The 16,847-nt window shown below is 48.4% G+C and carries 12 protein-coding genes; 6 read left to right on the forward strand and 6 right to left on the reverse strand.

Translation table 11 applies throughout. From position 1 onward, the window contains the following. Positions 1-32: 32 nt before the first annotated feature. From lpxK to ACW9SV_RS11770, 3 genes are all read left to right on the forward strand, one after another. Positions 33-1,118 (forward strand): tetraacyldisaccharide 4'-kinase, encoded by a 1,086-nt coding sequence (gene lpxK / locus ACW9SV_RS11760; protein WP_479556959.1) that lies wholly within the window; start codon positions 33-35, stop codon positions 1,116-1,118. Beyond that, on the forward strand, positions 1,111-3,075 hold the full coding sequence (locus ACW9SV_RS11765) for a putative porin (RefSeq protein ID WP_479556960.1): 1,965 nt from the start codon (positions 1,111-1,113) through the stop codon (positions 3,073-3,075). Before lpxK ends, ACW9SV_RS11765 begins: the two co-directional genes overlap by 8 nt. Positions 3,076-3,233: 158 nt before the next feature. Then, positions 3,234-3,827: a MiaE family protein gene (locus ACW9SV_RS11770; RefSeq protein ID WP_479556961.1), complete on the forward strand. Its 594-nt coding sequence runs from the start codon at positions 3,234-3,236 to the stop codon at positions 3,825-3,827. A 190-nt stretch (positions 3,828-4,017) separates the two neighbouring features. On the opposite strand, the gene ACW9SV_RS11775 is transcribed toward ACW9SV_RS11770, so the two are convergent. Further along, the gene (locus ACW9SV_RS11775; RefSeq protein WP_479556962.1) at positions 4,018-5,289 is read right to left on the reverse strand and encodes an asparagine synthetase B; all 1,272 of its coding nucleotides are present in this window, start codon (positions 5,287-5,289) and stop codon (positions 4,018-4,020) included. A 128-nt stretch (positions 5,290-5,417) separates the two neighbouring features. On the opposite strand from ACW9SV_RS11775, the gene ACW9SV_RS11780 reads away from it, so the two are divergent. Together ACW9SV_RS11780 and ACW9SV_RS11785 are read left to right on the forward strand one after the other, a co-directional pair. After that, positions 5,418-6,653, forward strand: coding sequence for an ABC transporter permease (locus tag ACW9SV_RS11780; RefSeq protein ID WP_479556963.1), 1,236 nt, complete (start codon positions 5,418-5,420; stop codon positions 6,651-6,653). 116 nt (positions 6,654-6,769) lie between these two features. Next, positions 6,770-8,080 carry a voltage-gated chloride channel family protein gene (locus ACW9SV_RS11785; protein ID WP_479556964.1) on the forward strand — a complete coding sequence of 437 codons (1,311 nt, stop codon included), beginning with the start codon at positions 6,770-6,772 and terminating at the stop codon, positions 8,078-8,080. 71 nt (positions 8,081-8,151) lie between these two features. On the opposite strand, the gene ACW9SV_RS11790 is transcribed toward ACW9SV_RS11785, so the two are convergent. From ACW9SV_RS11790 to ACW9SV_RS11800, 3 genes are all read right to left on the reverse strand, one after another. Further along, positions 8,152-8,805 carry an OmpH/Skp family outer membrane protein gene (locus ACW9SV_RS11790; protein WP_479556965.1) on the reverse strand — a complete coding sequence of 218 codons (654 nt, stop codon included), beginning with the start codon at positions 8,803-8,805 and terminating at the stop codon, positions 8,152-8,154. Between the two features lie 131 nt (positions 8,806-8,936). After that, on the reverse strand, positions 8,937-11,381 hold the full coding sequence (locus ACW9SV_RS11795; RefSeq protein ID WP_479556966.1) for an outer membrane beta-barrel protein: 2,445 nt from the start codon (positions 11,379-11,381) through the stop codon (positions 8,937-8,939). Positions 11,382-11,462: 81 nt separating this feature from the next. Then, positions 11,463-11,618: a hypothetical protein gene (locus tag ACW9SV_RS11800; protein ID WP_479556967.1), complete on the reverse strand. Its 156-nt coding sequence runs from the start codon at positions 11,616-11,618 to the stop codon at positions 11,463-11,465. Between the two features lie 601 nt (positions 11,619-12,219). Between ACW9SV_RS11800 and ACW9SV_RS11805 the strand changes: the two genes are divergently transcribed. Then, positions 12,220-13,236, forward strand: a complete 1,017-nt coding sequence (locus ACW9SV_RS11805; RefSeq protein ID WP_479557384.1) for a bile acid:sodium symporter family protein — start codon at positions 12,220-12,222, stop codon at positions 13,234-13,236. 41 nt (positions 13,237-13,277) lie between these two features. Here ACW9SV_RS11805 and mtaB read toward each other — a convergent pair whose 3' ends face one another. Together mtaB and ACW9SV_RS11815 are read right to left on the reverse strand one after the other, a co-directional pair. Beyond that, positions 13,278-14,597: a tRNA (N(6)-L-threonylcarbamoyladenosine(37)-C(2))-methylthiotransferase MtaB gene (mtaB, locus tag ACW9SV_RS11810; RefSeq protein ID WP_479556968.1), complete on the reverse strand. Its 1,320-nt coding sequence runs from the start codon at positions 14,595-14,597 to the stop codon at positions 13,278-13,280. A 293-nt stretch (positions 14,598-14,890) separates the two neighbouring features. Continuing rightward, positions 14,891-16,738 (reverse strand): LTA synthase family protein, encoded by a 1,848-nt coding sequence (locus tag ACW9SV_RS11815; RefSeq protein WP_479556969.1) that lies wholly within the window; start codon positions 16,736-16,738, stop codon positions 14,891-14,893. Positions 16,739-16,847 lie beyond the last annotated feature (109 nt).

Genomic DNA, 16,847 nt, shown 5'->3' on the forward strand with positions numbered 1-16,847 from the left:
AGAAAGTTAAAAATCGTGTACTTTTGCAGCTTATGCCCGCTAAGCCCACCGTACTTCGTTCTCTTCTGTTTCCGTTCGCTGCGTTGTACGGAGGCATTGTGCGGCTGCGTAATTTTTTATACGACCGAGAGGTGTTCCAGGTCTACCGGGCACCCATTCCGGTGATCTGCGTGGGAAACCTGAGTGTGGGCGGAACCGGGAAGACTCCCCAGGTGGAATACCTGGCCCGGCTTCTACAACCCCAAAAAATCGCCATCCTGAGCCGTGGATATAAAAGGGCCACCAAAGGCTTTGTGCTCGCCGATGAACAAGCAACGGCTACTACATTAGGTGACGAGCCCTTTCAATATACCCAAAGTTTACCGCAGGTGAAGGTGGCGGTTTGCGAAATAAGATCCGTAGGCATTCAGCTGCTGTTGCAACTCTTCCCAGATTTAGAGGTCATCTTGTTAGATGATGCTTTTCAGCACAGATCCGTAAAGGCTTCTTCTTACCTGTTGCTCACCGATTACAGCCGGTTGTTTACCCAGGATTACCTGCTCCCGATGGGATTATTGCGTGAGCCCAGAACCGGGGCAGGTAGGGCCCATGCCGTAGTGGTAACTAAATGCCCAGCGGATCTATCTTCTGAAAAACAGGAGATAATCCGCCGTCAGGTAAACCAGTACATCGCACCTAAAGTCCAGGTGTTTTTCTCTCAAATAGTCTACGGCCCGGCTGTATCAGTTGGCTTGTCTATGACGTTAGGGAAAAGGTTGATTTTGGTGACTGGTATTGCCAATGCCCACCCTTTGGTAGAGCACTTGCTAGAATCAGGGTTTGACCTGGTACGTCATTTTGATTGGCCCGACCATGCCGCCATTACGCCTGAGCGGGTAGAGGAGGTGGTATCCTTTTACCAAACGTTGCAAGAACCTCGGGTAAGTATATTGATGACGCAGAAAGATGCCGTGAAATGGCAGGAGCCACTAATCAAGTCGCTCTGGAGCAACTTGCCGGTTTTCTACTTGCCCATCACCAACGCCTTTGCCCCGCAGGAACCATCTTTTGACCAAGTCATCAGAACATGGGTCCCTCAAGCGGGTTCAGATTTAATTCATACTTTTGAACGTGATTAATAAGAAATTTTTAGCTGCAGCTTTCCTGGTTTGGCTGGGTACTTTCTCCCTGGCCCATGCGCAAATCCTGAATGACTCTACCAAGGCCATCTATGGGTCTGCCACCACCAACGTGATCTATGAGGCAGATATCTTCAAGGGGAATCTTACCCCGTCGCGCATAGATACTTCGCTCACCAATCTGCAGAACTTCCGGCACTGGTACTATGACACCACCTTGCAGCAAAACTTGGGCAATGTGGGTACCGCTTCCAAGCCTCTTTTCTGGCGGATGCCTACGCAGCTGGGCAACCGTTTAGGGCGCAATGCCTTTGATCCTTATGCAGTAAACCCGGCTACCATTGCCTACTATGACACCAAATCGCCGTTCACGTTCCTGAACTATATGCAGGGGAGCCTGGGGGAGCAGATTTTCCGGGCGAAGCATACCCGTAATATTTCGGCTAACTGGAACGTGGGCATTGGTTATGAGCGCCTGGGGGCGGAGCGGCAAATAGGTACTATTGGCGCCGGCCGAGACGCCTTTGTGAGCCACTACGGTATACAGGCCTTTACCCATTATTACAGCAAAAACGACCGGTACCGTTTAATGGCTAATTACAGCCAAACAAGTCACGAGCAGATTGAAACCGGAGGTGTCAGACCAGAACGCGGCGACACATATGACAGCCTGTTTGAGTACAAAGAGGAAACAGTATGGTTGCAGAAAGCCGCCACGCAAGAGAAACGGAATGATTTTCATGCCACCCAATGGTATAAACTTCTGGGTGCCGGGCTGCAGTTGTACCATACCATTGACATTAATACGCAGAACAACTTCTACTCAGACGAGCAGTTACCGTATGACACGGTGGGTACCGGCAGCCCGAACGTCCTGACCCTGAAATTTTATCCGAAAAAACCCCTGCGGGACACCACCAGGACCTACGACGATTCCTACTTCAAACAAATGGAAAACACGTTTGGGGTTATGGGTAGTGGCAAACTGTTTGTGTACCGGGCCTATGTGAAACGGCGCGACGGTTCCTATGAAGTGACCTCAGAGGGAGTAGACAGGATTTCACGGGTGGGACAGGAAGACGAACTCATTTACTATGTGGACCGGGAAAAAAGGTCCATTGCCGATAACTTCATCGGCGGTGATGCCCAGTTCCGGCTTAAAAATGACATCTATGTCACTACTGATGCCGAGTTCCAGATTGGGGGCGGAGATTACCGCCTCAATGCCCAGGCCAGATACAAGTACCTGACCCTGCGCCAAACCAGGACCTCGTATTCTCCTACACTTCTGCAGCGGGTGTTCATCAGCAACCATTTTGAGTGGTATAATGACTTTGAGAACATCCAGGCGAACCAAACAGCGGCAACCCTGGAGGCAGGTTACAAGAACCATTACCTGAACGGGCAGCTTCAGTTTACCAACCTAAGAAATTACGTTTACTACCAGGACTCAACCAACCGAGGTGGAGCCCGGTGGGCAACCCCGGCCCAAACCGCTGGCAATACCAACCTGGTGCAAGCTAGCCTGCGCTATAAATTTGGGGTCAAGTCTTTTGTCTTTGATAACACCGTTTACTACAACAAGGTGAACGGGGAAGACGTGATCAGGATGCCGGAATGGTACGTTAACTCAAAAGCCTACGTGCAAGGGCCGCTTTTCAAAAGAGCCATCAATGTGCAAGCGGGGGTAGAGGTAAACTGGCACTCTGATTATTATGCCGAAGGGTATATGCCGGTAACCCAGCAGTTCCATTTACAGAACGAGTTTTTGGTGACCCGTTACCCCACTTTGGACGTTTTCCTGAATACGGATATCAAAACCATTAACTTTTTCCTGAAATTCAGTAACATCAATACGGTGGTGAGAAGCTGGGAGCAAGGATACTTTACCACTCCGTACTATGTAGCCAACCCGTTCAGCTTTATCTTCGGTTTGCAGTGGAACTTCTATGATTAATAAACCTAGTGAAGTAATGGCTTGAATTGTTTCAACGCTTACTTTTGTGCTGAGCTGTTTTCAGGGTGTTTTATGGAAAGCACGCCGAAAACAGCTCTTGCTTTTTAGACCTACATGGCTAGCACCAGATTTTTACTTTAACCCCGAACACTATTCCCGTGGCTAAATCCATCCTAAAACTTCAATTGCCGACTGATCCTCGTTGGGTGAACATTGCCGAGATGAACATCCAGGATATTCTGGTAGATCATGCTTACTGTGAGCAGAAAGCCGCCACCTCTGGTATATCGCTTATTGTGAAGTACCCAGATAAAACAAAGCTGGTAGAGGAGATGACGGCCTTGGTAGCTGAGGAGTGGAGCCACTTTGAGCGGGTCTTGGAAGAACTGAAGAAAAGGGGCTATGAACTGGGCCGTAACCGACCCGATGAGTACGTGGTGCAACTAAGCAAGCACATCCGGAAAGGTGACAAGCGGGAACGCCAACTCATGGACCATCTTCTGGTGAACGCCCTCATTGAGGCCCGCTCCTGTGAGCGCTTCAAGCTGCTCTGGAAAAACCTAAAGGATGAAGACCTGCAGAAGTTCTACTATGAACTCATGGTCTCCGAAGCTGGGCATTATGTGAGTTTTGTGAAACTAGCCAAAGAATACATGCCCAAAGAAGTGGTAGATGCCCGCCTACAGGAACTTCTGGAGATTGAGGCAGACATCATCGCTAACCTAGAACACCGGCCCGACCGGATTCACTGATTCTTGGTTGTTAATTGCTGATTGTAAATTGCTTTTTAGAATTAAGGTAAGCTGAGTTAAAAAATATTCATTGTAAAAGTCTGGGGCTGTTTAACGGTAGATTTTTGAAAATCTACCGTTAAACAGCCCCAGACTTTTATGTTAGACCTAATTGACTAAAACCAATTAGCAATCAACAACCAACTATTCATCAAGTCTTCTGCTTTTTCTTCTTAGCGGCCGGGAACAAGATGTTATTCAGGATCAGCCGGTAGCCGGGTGAATTAGGATAAAGCGATAGGTCGGTTGGTTCTTCTTCCACAAAGTGTTGGTAGTCTTCAGGGTCGTGGCCGCCATAGAAGGTCCAGGTACCTTTTCCGAAAGTGCCGTGTATGTAGCGGGCTTCGTCAATGGCTTTGTTTTCGCCCATCACCACCACTTCAGATTTAATCAGGCGTTTTTTGAATCCGGTAGTGAGGCCCATAAAGCCCTTAATGGTTTTAACATGGTTTTGGGTGAGCATGGTAGGGATAGGGTCCCATTTTGCCGAATAGGTGAAGAGTTGAAAGAAGTCGTTATTCTCGCGCAGGCCACGCTCTAGTTGAGAGTTGTCAATGTTGGAGAACTCGGGATGGTAAGGATCTCTGATTAAGGTAAAATCTTTGAAGGCAAAGGTGTTACCGAAGTTCAGCTTTTGCTGGGCTTGAGGATCAGAGGGGTCGCCGTCAAACATGCTTTCGGTGATGTCCAGACCTACCGCGGCCAGAGCGATGTCATAGGTGTCGGTAGCTGAGCACATGGCAAACATAAAGCCGCCCCCGGCACAGAAGTCCCGCACGCGTTGGGCCACGGCGCTTTTCAGTTGCGGAACCTTGCTAAAGCCAAAACGCTTGGCGGTGGCTTCGGCCTCGCGTTTCTGCTCAATGTACCAAGGGGCGTTCCGGAAGGCGGTGTAGAATTTGCCGTGCTGACCGGTGAAATCCTCGTGGTGCAGGTGCAGCCAATCATATTTGGGCAACTTGTCCTCCAGAATCTCGGGGTCATAGATAATGTCATAGGGGATCTCGGCATAGGTGAGCACCAAGGTCACGGCATCATCCCAGGGCTGTTTTGATTTGGGGGAGTACACCGCAATTTTGGGGGCTTTCTCCAGCTTCATCACGTCCATGTTAGACTCTGGGGCTGCTATCTCGTTCAAAATCTGAGAATATTGCGCATCTGAGATGGTCTGGTAGCTGATGCCACGTACCACCAGTTCGTTCTCCAACTCATTAACCTGTTTCATAGAAAAAGCGCCGCCCTTGTAATTTAAAAGCCACTCCACTTCCACTTGCCGCTGCAGCGCCCAATACGCCAGACCATAAGCTTTCAAGTGGTTCTTCTGGCTCTGGTCCATAGGCAGGAGCAGGTAGGAGGCCCAACTAGAGGTGGCCCCCCCCAGCAGTACCAGCAGAAGAAAGAAAATCCGGTGCAAAGTCTTCATTAATAATCAGTTTGGAACGAATTTAAGAAAATAGGGCAATAAACAGGAAAACCGTTACTTTTATAACAGTAAGAAAGAGGTCATTTGTACGACACATAGCCTATACCGGTACAGGCTACAGAGAAAACATGAATCTTTTAGAAAATACAAAGGAAGGTTTCCGCTCCATCAAAGGCAATTTGCTCCGCACGGTGCTCACCGCCCTGATTATCTCCATCGGGATTATGTCTTTGGTAGGTATTTTAACGGCAATTGAAGGCATCAAGTATTCCGTTTCCAGCACATTTTCTTCTTTGGGAGCCAATTCCTTTGATATTGAGAAAAAATGGGAAGGGGGCGGAATGAGCGGGGGGCGGCAAGCCAAAGTGTACCCCAACATCACAGAGTTCCAGGCCCGGCAATACAAAGAGTTGATGGCCGATAAAGCGCGGGTGAGCCTGTCTACCTGGGTGAGCGGAAATGTGTCTGTGAAAGCCGGAAATATCAAAACCAACCCCAACATGAGCGTGATTGGCGGCGATGAGAATTACCTGGTGAACGAGAACTATGACCTGGAGCTAGGCCGTCCTTTCTCTAACCTGGAGATTGAAAGCGGCGCCCCGGTAGCCATCATTGGTGAGGAAGTCGCCGAAAAACTTTTCCCGAAACAAAGCCCTGAAGGCAAAAGCATGATCTTGATGGGCCGCCGTTTCAAAGTAATTGGCAAAATCAAAAGCCAGGGAGGCGGCTTGGGTGGGGGCGGAAGTAACCGGCGCATCATCATTCCCTTAGAAGCAGCCACTCAAATACCTACCCCAAATCCCCTGACTTTCGAGATCAAATCGGCGATTCTGAATGGGTCAAGCCTGGCGTTTGCCATGGAAGAGGCAACCGGGATCATGCGTAAAGTACGGCAAGACCGACTGGGGCAGGAAGACTCCTTTGAGATTACCCGAAGCGACTCGGTGGAGCAGGAATTGAACAACATTACGGGGTACCTGAAAACAGGCGGCTTTCTAGTAGGCTTCATTACCTTGCTGGGAGCTTCCATCGGGTTAATGAACATCATGATGGTTAGTGTAACCGAACGGACCCGGGAAATAGGCATCCGGAAAGCCCTAGGGGCCACCATCAAACAAATACGCCTGCAGTTTCTGATTGAAGCCATTGTGATTTGCGTGTTGGGCGGTATTGCTGGTATTGTGCTGGGCGTGTTAATGGGGAACGGAATTGCTATCTTGATCGGTCAAGGCGAGTTTTTTGTTCCCTGGGTTTGGATGATTGTGGGCATGGTCATCTGTATTACAGTAGGGCTAGTCTCTGGGTATTACCCCGCCTACAAAGCCTCTAAACTTGACCCCATAGAATCACTTCGGTACGAATAAGAAAAAGGATCATAGAGTACTCTTGATCTAGAACTCTTTCTATACAGACTGCTGACTTTACTTCTTCGCATAACAGGTAACTTGTAGGCTCTTATGGAAGTACCTACAGAGGTTGTATGCATTTAATTAAATCAGGACCATTTTCCAAAAGGTCTTTTCCCCTGGAGTTTTACGTGAGTCTTCACCACCTGATACGCTGGTTAGGCTTAGCTTTTTTAGTTGGCGGGATGGCGGGAAGTGCCTCTGCCTTGTTTCTGACCCTGCTGGACTGGGCAACCCATTACCGCGAAGCCCATCTCTGGCTTATCGCTTTTTTGCCCGTAGGCGGCTTTACCATTGGTTGGGTTTATCATAAATGGGGCCAGGAAGCCAAACCCGGTAATAACCTGTTGTTACAGCGCATCCAAAACCCAACGGGTAAAAGGATTCCATTAAGCATGACACCCTTAGTGTTAGCTGCAACGGTGATCACTCATCTGGTGGGCGGTTCATCTGGCCGCGAAGGAACCGCTGCCCAAATGGGAGGGGCTCTGGCAGACCAATTACCCTCTTTTTTGAAGATAAGACCCAGAGATCGGAAGCTACTTTTGATCTGCGGGATAAGTGCGGGGTTTGCGTCGGTATTTGGAACCCCACTGGCGGGAGCTGTCTTTGGTTTGGAGGTTTTCCTGCTAGGCCAACTTCGATATAACGCCTTGCTTCCTTCCTTTTTAGCGGCTTACGTGGCAGATGCGGTTACTACCGCCTGGGGAGTTGGCCATACGGTGTACCCCATGGTAGAAGTACCGGAACTATCCCTCAGTACCGCAGGGGCAACCTTGCTGGCAGGTATTTGCTTTGGATTGGCTGCCCGCCTGTTTACCGGGGCTACCCAAGCAGTAGGGAATAAGTTCAAATCACACATCGCTTACCCACCTTTGCGCCCGGTGATTGGGGGAGTCCTATTGGCGTTGCTGGTTTGGGCTTTGGGAACCACTAAATACATTGGCTTGGGGATACCTACCTTAGTGGCCTCTTTCTCTACGCAGCTGCCTCCGTATGATTTTCTTCTGAAACTTGCCTTCACTGCATTAACGCTGGGCTGTGGTTTCAAAGGCGGAGAGGTGACCCCTTTGTTTTTCGTGGGGGCTACGTTGGGCAATGCACTGTTTCCGTGGCTGCCTTTACCTTTGGAGGTGACAGTGGCAATGGGCTTTGTGGCCGTTTTTGCCGGAGCCTCCAACACGCCGTTGGCCTGCACTCTCATGGCTATGGAATTATTTGGGACTGGCTGCGGCGTGTATGCCGGGTTAGCCTGCGTAGTAGCCTACCAATTCTCAGGACATACCGGCATCTATGGGGCACAGGTAGTGGTGGCAAGTAAGCACCCCTTCTTTGTTAGGGAAACCGGAACCAGATTGGCGGAAATCAGGCGGCGTCTTTTTTGAGCTGTTTTCATAGAAAGGCATAAAAAAAGCCTGACCAATGTCAGGCTTTGATGTTTATCTCTGAGAGAAGTTTATTTCTTGGGTTTGTTGGCTTTATATTCCTCGTTCAAGCCTCTTGCCGCATCATCAGTGATGTCAAGGGAAGCATCTCCGTAGAGGATGGCGCTGTTACCACGGGTATAGGTTAAGACCATTTTGTAGCCTTTCTCGGTGCTGATTTTTTTAAGATGGGCTTCTACTTTCTCGTAGATTTTTTTCATCTCATCGTTCTCATCCTTGGCTAATTGTTGTCCTAAGCTCTGCTGCTGGGCGGCCAATTGCTGTTCTTTCTGGGCCAAACGCTGCTCGGTGGCAGCCCGTTGCTCTTGGGTCATGCCGGCACCGGTTTGGCGGTATTGCTCCACTTCTTTCTGGAACCCGGTAGCCTTGCCTCTCAGGTCATTCTCCATTCTCTTTCCTTTGGCTTCCAGACGGGCTTTTACGTCTTTGAAATACTGATATCTATTCAAAAGGGAATCAGAGTTCACGAAAACAATCTCAGGCGTTCCGGCAGCTGGGGTGGTGGCAGGTGAATCCGTTTCTTCTGCAGCGGTGTTATCAGCGGCAGGAGTAGTAGCGGTTTCGGTCTTGGCCGCGGTAGTTTGGTTTGTTGCCTGGTCGTTTTTGCAGGCGGCAAATGAAGCTGATAGAACAGCCAATAAGATAAGCTTTTTAGATACGCTCACAGTCTGTAGTTATTAAAAGAAAAAAGGGATGATCAGGGCCGGGTTTCCATTTGGCGCGACTCCTGATCATGTATTAGGGCCTCAATTTAAGAAAATTAATTGTAAGCCTGAGAATGTGGTTTGTAAGAAGATTAATTTCCGCCGGCCCGGTTTACCTCGTCAAGGTTGGTGCTGCGGCGTTTCATTTCAAATTTCTCACCTTTGTTAAACCGGTACCGCAGGTTCAAACGAACACCCTGGCCAAACTGGTACATATCCAGCATGTTGATGTTGCCGTGCACCTCAGAAGTACCTTTCATGATCTGGGTTCTGAAGATATCGGTCACGGCCAGGTTCACATCCAGTTGGTCCTTCAAGAAGGAACGTTTCACCGCTACGTCTACCCAACCCGCAGGCTCCGTTTTGTACACGTTGAAGACCCCTTTACCGCGGTACATTCCGTTCACCTCTACTTTGAAATTTTTAGGTAGAATAATGTTGTGGCTGGTTTGGGCAGTAAGCATAGTCTGGGCATTCTGAATGGTTTTGCCGTCTACCAAGGTGTTGTAATTTTGGTATGCCACGGTAATGTTGTTGTTCATGTTCCATTTGGAAGTCACCGTTACTGGGATTACCGCCGTGGCGTTAATGGTTTCGCTTTCAACGTTGCGCTGCTGGAACACCATTGAATTGGTTTCTGGGTAAAAGGCTGGTACTTCAGAGATGTCGTCTTTAGTGTGGGCGTAGCCGAAGATCAGGTTGTAGTTCTTTCTGAAGGTTTGGGTTACCTGGAATGAGTTGGTGTACTCTGGTTTAAGGTATGGATTTCCCTGGGCGTAGGTGTTGGCATCAATGTAGAACCGGAAGGGGTTCAAGTTGCTGTACCGTGGACGATAGATTCGGCGGCTGTAGTTGTACCCAATCTGGTAGTTCTCTGATACTTTCTGCTGCACAAACACGCTGGGGAACAGATCAAGGTAGGAGCGGGGAGTTACTTTCTGTTCTGGAATAGAGTTTCCTTCAGAATCGGTGTACTCAGCCCGAAAACCAGCCTGCAAAGTGAATTTTTGGCTAAGGGTGGCGCTGAAGTTAGTGTAAGCGGCATAGATGTTTTCATCATAGATAAAGTGGTCGCCTTTTCGTTTCTCGTCAGGTACTTGTTGTCCGCCTTCCAGGGTGTAGAAATTTATCTGGTTGTCTGACTCCACGTAGCTGGCTTTGGCTCCCAGTTCCAGTTTTCCCTTGATTTTAGGAAAAGGGCGGGTATAATCAACCTTGGCAGAATAGATCTGGTAAGAAGTAGGGTTGTCGTTTTCAAAATATTCTTCCTCTACAGTACCAGTGGCCACTCTGGTCTTATAGTTCAAGAAATCACTCAGTCCATGGTCGTTAATTCTGGCCACGTCAATGTCTGCTGAAAGCGTGGTACCTGCAGTATCAAGTTTGCCTACGTAGTGGGCGTTTAAAGAGGAGCTGGTGAATTTTTTGTTATTGTGGGTAGAAGTTTCATTAAGGAATGTGCCCATCTCTTTTGGGTCTACCAAGGTGGAGTTTGTTTTCACACCTGATTTGGAGCGGGAGTAAGACAAGTTCACTGAGCCGCCTATGCTATGGTTTTTGTTTAATTCAAAATCAGTTCCAAAGCGGGTTGAAGGGGCAAGGGTATAAGCATTTTCTAATCCTTTCTGCGTAAGAGTTGCATTGTCGCCTTCCGCATTGAAAAATGTGCGGTTCATGTTAAACGTTCTTTTATGAGGACGCTTGGCTACATCAACAGTAGCAAATGAGCTCCACTTACCTTGTTTCAGGTTAAGGTTGAAGCCTCCATTGCCGCCGTGTTTTGTGTTGTACTGGTAGCCACCGTACACGCTACCATTAAGACCATTCAGGTTGTTTTTCTTCAGGTTGATGTTGATGATACCGGCGGTGCCTTCAGCATCAAATTTCGATGAAGGATTGGCAATGATCTCCAGGTTCTTCAGGTTATCGGCGGGCATGCCTTGTAGCATGGTTTGTAGTTGTTTTCCATCCAGGTAAGTCAGTTTCCCGTCAATCATCACTCGCACGCCTTGTTTCCCATTTAACTGGATGTTTCCGTCCTGGTCTACCCAAACGCCCGGAGATTTTGCCAGTACATCGAACGCGGTATTCCCGGCGGCCATAGCAGTTCCTTCCACACTTACCACCATCTTGTCGGCTTGCACGTCTACTGCCGGGCGTAGGTTGTTTACCGTCACTTCCTTCAATACTTTGGAGTCCTGTTTCAGGGTCGTTTTCCCGAAATCACACGTGAAGCCGGTGCCGGTGACCTCAAACGCCGGAAGGTCCTGGTTGGCGAATCCCATGGCGCTGATCCGGAGCAAGTATTTACCGGGAGCAGGGGTTTTCAGGGTGAACTTACCTTCCAGGTCAATAGCCGTTCCGGTGAGAAGAGACGCGTCAGAGGCTTTGAGCAGAGCCACGGTACCGTAGCTAAGCGGCTCACCTTTCTCATCAACCACTAAACCAGTCAATGCGCCAGGGGTTTGGGCCAGGGCAGCCTGGGTAAGGAAAGCCAAGGCGGCTAGCAACAGGAGGAAGTGATAAAACTTTTTCATAACGGTATGGATTTTTGTGGATGAGGGTTGTTTATAGTACTGGGTTATACAAGGTACATGGGTAAAAAAAAAGCCAAAGGGCTATAGCATCAAGTGATCTTGCGAGGTGAACACCTTGTTGTGCGAAGTAGCTCCATGGCCTGAGGTCAGGAACACATAGCCAAAAACTACCGCGGTGAAGGAGCACAGAAACAAGATTACCTGTAGAAGCAGCTGGAGGATGGTTATATTTTCCATGGTTATAAGAAGATTAAGTTGCCTTTTTCTTTAAGGATGAAACAAAGATATAATAAGGTACTATGTAAAGCAAGGTACTGTTGCAAAATATTTTTCTTTTCTTCCTGTAAGTGGTTAAAAGGGGAGTAAATCCCCTATAAAGCAGGTTTAAAAGCCTGTTTTGCAGAACTGAATTCAAAAGAAATCCGGTAGTTGAAGAAGAGACTTGTTTCCTTTAAGGTATATAAGGTCATAGATGGAGTAGAAAAGCAGCCTGAATGAGTAAAGACATTTAGAGTCCAGAACCCATATTGCCGCCGACATAGTAGTTAAATGTATATTCTGGGTAGGGTGTTTCTCTTTATTAGATCCTCAGTTAAGTACCGTTAGTAGGTAGTTTACAGATTATTGTTGAAGAGAAGGAGCAGGCACCCATTTCTAAACTTTAGTCATAAATGTTTAGCCCCAAAATCCGTACTCTTATTTTTGGGCTTATTTATGAAAAGAAGGCCATAACCTGTGGCCCTATCAACCACAGCATTCACCAGATTAACTTTTTACTTTGAATACAGAAGAAAGAGGAGTAGCCCTTGTACCCATCACGGAGCGGGTAAGTAAGTTTATGAAACGGTTAGGGCTGGATAATTTTCTATTGGCCTTGCTAGCGATGATCCTGTTGGCGTACCTGTGGCCCCATGTAGGCGAGGAAAACGGCCCCCTTCCCCTGGAAGAGATTACCACTTATGGCGTTTCCCTTATTTTCTTTTTTTATGGGCTGCGGTTGAGTCCCGCCAAGTTAAAAGCCGGACTGAGTGATTGGCGCCTCCACCTGGTGGTACAGCTGAGCACCTTTCTGCTTTTCCCCTTGCTGGTGTTTTTGGCGAATTTGGCTTTTGCTTCAAGTGAGGATCAGTTGCTGTGGTTAGGAGTGTTTTATGTGGCCGCTTTGCCCTCCACCGTCTCCTCCTCGGTGGTAATGGTGTCTATTGCGGGAGGGAACATCCCCTCGGCTATTTTCAACGCTAGTATCTCCAGTCTTATAGGCGTGTTCATGACCCCACTGTGGATGGGCCTTTTCATGAGCACCAGCACCTCGGCAGAGATGGACTTAAGCGGCATCATTTTTAAGTTAATGGTGCAGGTTCTACTACCAGTAACGCTGGGCGTATTATTGAATAAACGCTTTGGGGCCTTTGCCGAGCGCCAGAAAGGAAGGTTACGGCTCTTTGACCAAGCCATCATCTTGCTGATCGTGTATTCTTCTTTCTGTGAATCTTTCGCGCGGGAGATGTTCAAGGGATTTAGCGCGGGCGAGTTGCTGTTGTTAGGAGTGGCTATGGTCGCCTTGTTTTTCCTGGTGTTCGGGTTAATTCAACTTCTAAGTGCGCTGCTGGGCTTTAACCGCGAAAACCGGATCACCGCCATTTTCTGTGGCTCAAAGAAATCATTGGTGCACGGCACGGTCATGTCAAAGGTGATTTTTCCGGATGCCAACATTGTAGGCATCATTCTGCTGCCTCTCATGCTGTACCATGCCCTGCAGTTAATTGCCGCCAGCATCCTGGCGCAACGCATGGCCAGCCAGTCTCCGGTTGAAAAGGAAATGAACATAGAAAAAGCCCGGCTAGGAAAGTCATAGCCGGGCTTTTTTGATGATGTGAAGCGAGGGAGGGTAAAAGCTTAATGAGCCAGCAGTTCCTGGTAGGTTTCCTCTGCCTCCATTAAGCCGGCAGGAGTAAGGTTGGTCAAGCGGACGTGCTTTTGCTCGTTCACCAGAACCGGGTCATACTTGGCTACCACGCGTACGTAGTTCTCGGTGAAGCCTTCCATTTGATTGTCGGTGATGTCTGCTTCAAAGAGAACTTTTCCTTCGTAGCCGATCTGGCTTTCATAAAAGGCTCGTTTCTTCTTCTCTGAAAGGATGCGCAGCATATCAGCGCGGCGGTTTCTATCTTTCTGCGGCACTACCCCGGGTAAATCAATCGCTAAGGTGTTAGCCCGTTCTGAATAAGGGAACACGTGCAGATAGCTAATATTAAGATCATTCAGGAAGTTGTACGTCTCCAGAAAATCCTCCTCTGTCTCTCCAGGAAAGCCCACAATCACGTCCACGCCAATGCAGGCGTGCGGCATGGCGGCTTTAATCCACTCTACCCGTTGGGCGTACAGTTCTCGCAGGTACCGGCGGCGCATCAGCTTCAATATCTTGTTGCTACCCGATTGCAAGGGAACGTGGAAGTGCGGCATAAAGCGCTGAGAACTCGCTACAAACTGGATAATCTCTTCACTTAAAAGATTAGGTTCAATAGAGGAGATTCGGAAGCGGCTGACATTCTCCACTTGGTCCAGCGCTTGCACCAGCTGGAAGAAATTTTCCTTACGAACGCCTTCCTGCAAACCAAAGTCCCCGGTGTTCACGCCTGTTAACACAATCTCTTTTACCCCAGACTCTCCGATGCTGATGGCTTCCGCCACTACTTTCTCAATGGTGTTACTCCGGCTCTTGCCCCGTGCCTGCGGAATGGTACAAAAAGTGCATGAATAATCACAGCCGTCTTGTACCTTCAAAAAGGTGCGGGTACGGTCGCCAAAAGAATAAGCGTTCACAAAGGTGTTTGCTTCAGATACGGGGCTGGCGTGTACCTGCGGACCTTCTTTCTTCTCAAAGCCATCTAAGATGTCTACCAACTGGAATTTCTCAGCGGCACCCAATACAGCATCTACCCCTGGAATCTCGGAGATCTCCTTTGGCTTCAATTGAGCGTAGCAGCCCACAATGGTAATGAACGCATTAGGCGAATGCTTGAGCGCTTCCTTCACCACTTTGCGGCACTTCTTATCGGCGTTGTCAGTGACGGAGCACGTATTGATGACGTAAATATCTGGCGTGTCTGTGAACTCTACTTTCTCGTATCCCCGCTCCTGGAAAATCCGGGAAAGGGTTGAAGTCTCAGAGAAGTTGAGTTTACAGCCTAACGTATAAAATGCTACCTTTTTCATAATCAAGGCACAAAGGTACGGAGAAACGGTAAATAGTTATAAGTTGTGGGTTGATAGTTGCGGTTGGAAGGTGGTTTTAGGCCTGTTTTATAGAAATCAAGTCTAAAACAAAGGGTAAGTACCGGTAAGCAGAGGGAGGAATATTAAATACGATTGTCCAAGGTAAGGGCACCCACAAGAGGTGCCTTTACCTTTGTAACTTAGCTGAAATTGTTAGTTTCTGTTATCAATCCCATTTTATAATAACAGGACTTAAACACCATCCCCTGATACTAAAGAAAACAAACAGCCAACTACTTCTTCAGAAAATCCCCGAAACTGATTTGCATGTAGGCTTTGCCTTGTTGTATCTGTTTGTCCTGTACCCCTGCTTCCCGCAAAATCGGCCGTTGTGCCACGTTGTCAAAGGTGACTGCCCCTTGAGGGGATACCATCCCAAAGCCATCATTGAAGACGTAAAAGGCAAATGGGGTAGCATTCGGATCCAGAAGGTTTTTGCTCCAAGCAAATTGATGCGTGGGGATGCCCATTTGCTGCAAGAGGGTGGGCACCAAATCGGTTTGGGAGCCAATGTTGGTGATCACAGAGTCTTTTACAGCCAAAGCGCCGCCGGTCATTAGCAACGGAATCCGGAACTTACCGGGGGCATCGTTCTGGTCTCTGCCGGGGAAATGGTGTCCGTGATCTGCAACCAACACCACTAAGGTATTCTGCCACCACGGCATTTTCTTAGCGGCTGAGATAAAACGCCCTAAAGCCCAGTCGGTGTAATGGAAAGAGTTTTTGAACCTGGTTTCCTCGTCGGTACCCGGGAACCTGGGTTGGGTAGGAATGTCATAAGGTTCGTGGCTGCTCAAGGTGTAAACGGTGGTTAGGAAGGGCTGCTGGGGGTTCTGGTGATCGGCGAGAACCTTGTCAAAGAGGATATGATCGTGCACGCCCCACTTGGAGTTGTAGTTTTCGCTGGGGAAATCTGCTTTCTCCAGTAGCTTGTCATATTGGCCGTTGATCAGGTACGATTTGATGTTGGCAAAGGCCAGCTCGCCGCCGTAATAGAAGCTGGTTCTATAACCCAATCCCTTCAACTCTGCCGCCAGTTGCGGCAGCCGCTCTGTTTTTTTAGGAGTCTTGATAATAGAAGTCGTGGTTTGAACCGGATAGCCGCTCAAAAGCGCCACCATGCCTTTTTCGCTACGATCGCCCGCAGCGTAGATATTATTGAACAGGAGTCCTTCCTTGGCTAAAGCGTTGAAGTTAGGCGTCACCTCATCCGGTCCTCCCAAAGCCCCAATAAATTTAGCGGTATAGCTTTCCAGGATGATAAACAGGATGTTAGGCTTCTTTACCCGCAGCAATGATGGAACCGAATCGCTTTTAGGTTGGTAAAGCTCCTGCACCAGGGCTTGAGCCTGTTTTTCCTCTAGGTACTGGTAAGGGTTTTTAGTGTTGTGGTTCTTCTTAATTAAGGAGTGCATCACGTTCCAGGGCACGTTTACCCCCGCATGGTTCGCGAAAATCTTAGGAGAAAAGTACACGTCACTTTGGTTCAGGGGAATCTGCTGCCAACCGCCTCGGATGGGAAGCACCAGCAAGGCCACCAAAAACAAACTCATAAAAAGCTCTGGGGCTAAGTGTTTCAACCCTCTTTTAGGCGAAATCTCCCATTTGCTTTTAATAAGCCGAAAACCCCATAGCCCAATCAGAAACAAAAGCAAAAACAGCAAAGCCAATAACCACACCGGAGCCGAGGCGGTAGAAGCCAGCATTTCAGCAGGAGTGTTCAGGTATTGCAGGGGAGTGGAATCCAGCCTAAAACCCCAGGCCGAATACAGCTCCAAATCTATAATCACCAGCAAAACCACCAGGGGCAGCAGGATATAGGTGAACGTGTTGACGATCCTTAGGAATACTTTCTTCCGGAAGGCTACCTCGTTCAGAAATAACAGGAAAGGGACCACACTAAGGTAGGCGGCAAAGGACAAGTCCATCCGGAGGCCATACCAGAAAACCTTGCTGATCTCGGCGGGTGTTAGACCCGATGTTTTGGAGGGATGATACAGTAGGAAGAAAGCCCGGCAGATCTCAAAAAAGAGGGTCCAGAAGAAAAAGTAGCTAGCAGCTCTAAAAAGTATTCTTTTCACAAGACAAATATACCGTTAAAGGGCCATCATCAAAAAAAGTACTGTTCTTGAAAGAAGGTTGTAAAAGGAGAGGAGGTGCTGCTTGTTTTTGGTGCCTATTTTGAAAAAG

This window comes from Rufibacter sp. JT20002, from assembly GCF_056491185.1.

Excerpts from the sequence above, each read along its gene's own strand:
- ACW9SV_RS11775 (WP_479556962.1), bottom strand. The coding sequence starts at position 5,289 with ATGAAGACTTTGCACCGGATTTTCTTTCTTCTGCTGGTACTGCTGGGG.
- ACW9SV_RS11795 (WP_479556966.1), bottom strand. The coding sequence starts at position 11,381 with ATGAAAAAGTTTTATCACTTCCTCCTGTTGCTAGCCGCCTTGGCTTTC.
- mtaB (WP_479556968.1), bottom strand. The coding sequence starts at position 14,597 with ATGAAAAAGGTAGCATTTTATACGTTAGGCTGTAAACTCAACTTCTCT.
- ACW9SV_RS11800 (WP_479556967.1), bottom strand. The coding sequence starts at position 11,618 with ATGGAAAATATAACCATCCTCCAGCTGCTTCTACAGGTAATCTTGTTT.
- ACW9SV_RS11805 (WP_479557384.1), top strand. The coding sequence starts at position 12,220 with ATGAAACGGTTAGGGCTGGATAATTTTCTATTGGCCTTGCTAGCGATG.
- ACW9SV_RS11785 (WP_479556964.1), top strand. The coding sequence starts at position 6,770 with ATGCATTTAATTAAATCAGGACCATTTTCCAAAAGGTCTTTTCCCCTG.
- ACW9SV_RS11780 (WP_479556963.1), top strand. The coding sequence starts at position 5,418 with ATGAATCTTTTAGAAAATACAAAGGAAGGTTTCCGCTCCATCAAAGGC.
- lpxK (WP_479556959.1), top strand. The coding sequence starts at position 33 with ATGCCCGCTAAGCCCACCGTACTTCGTTCTCTTCTGTTTCCGTTCGCT.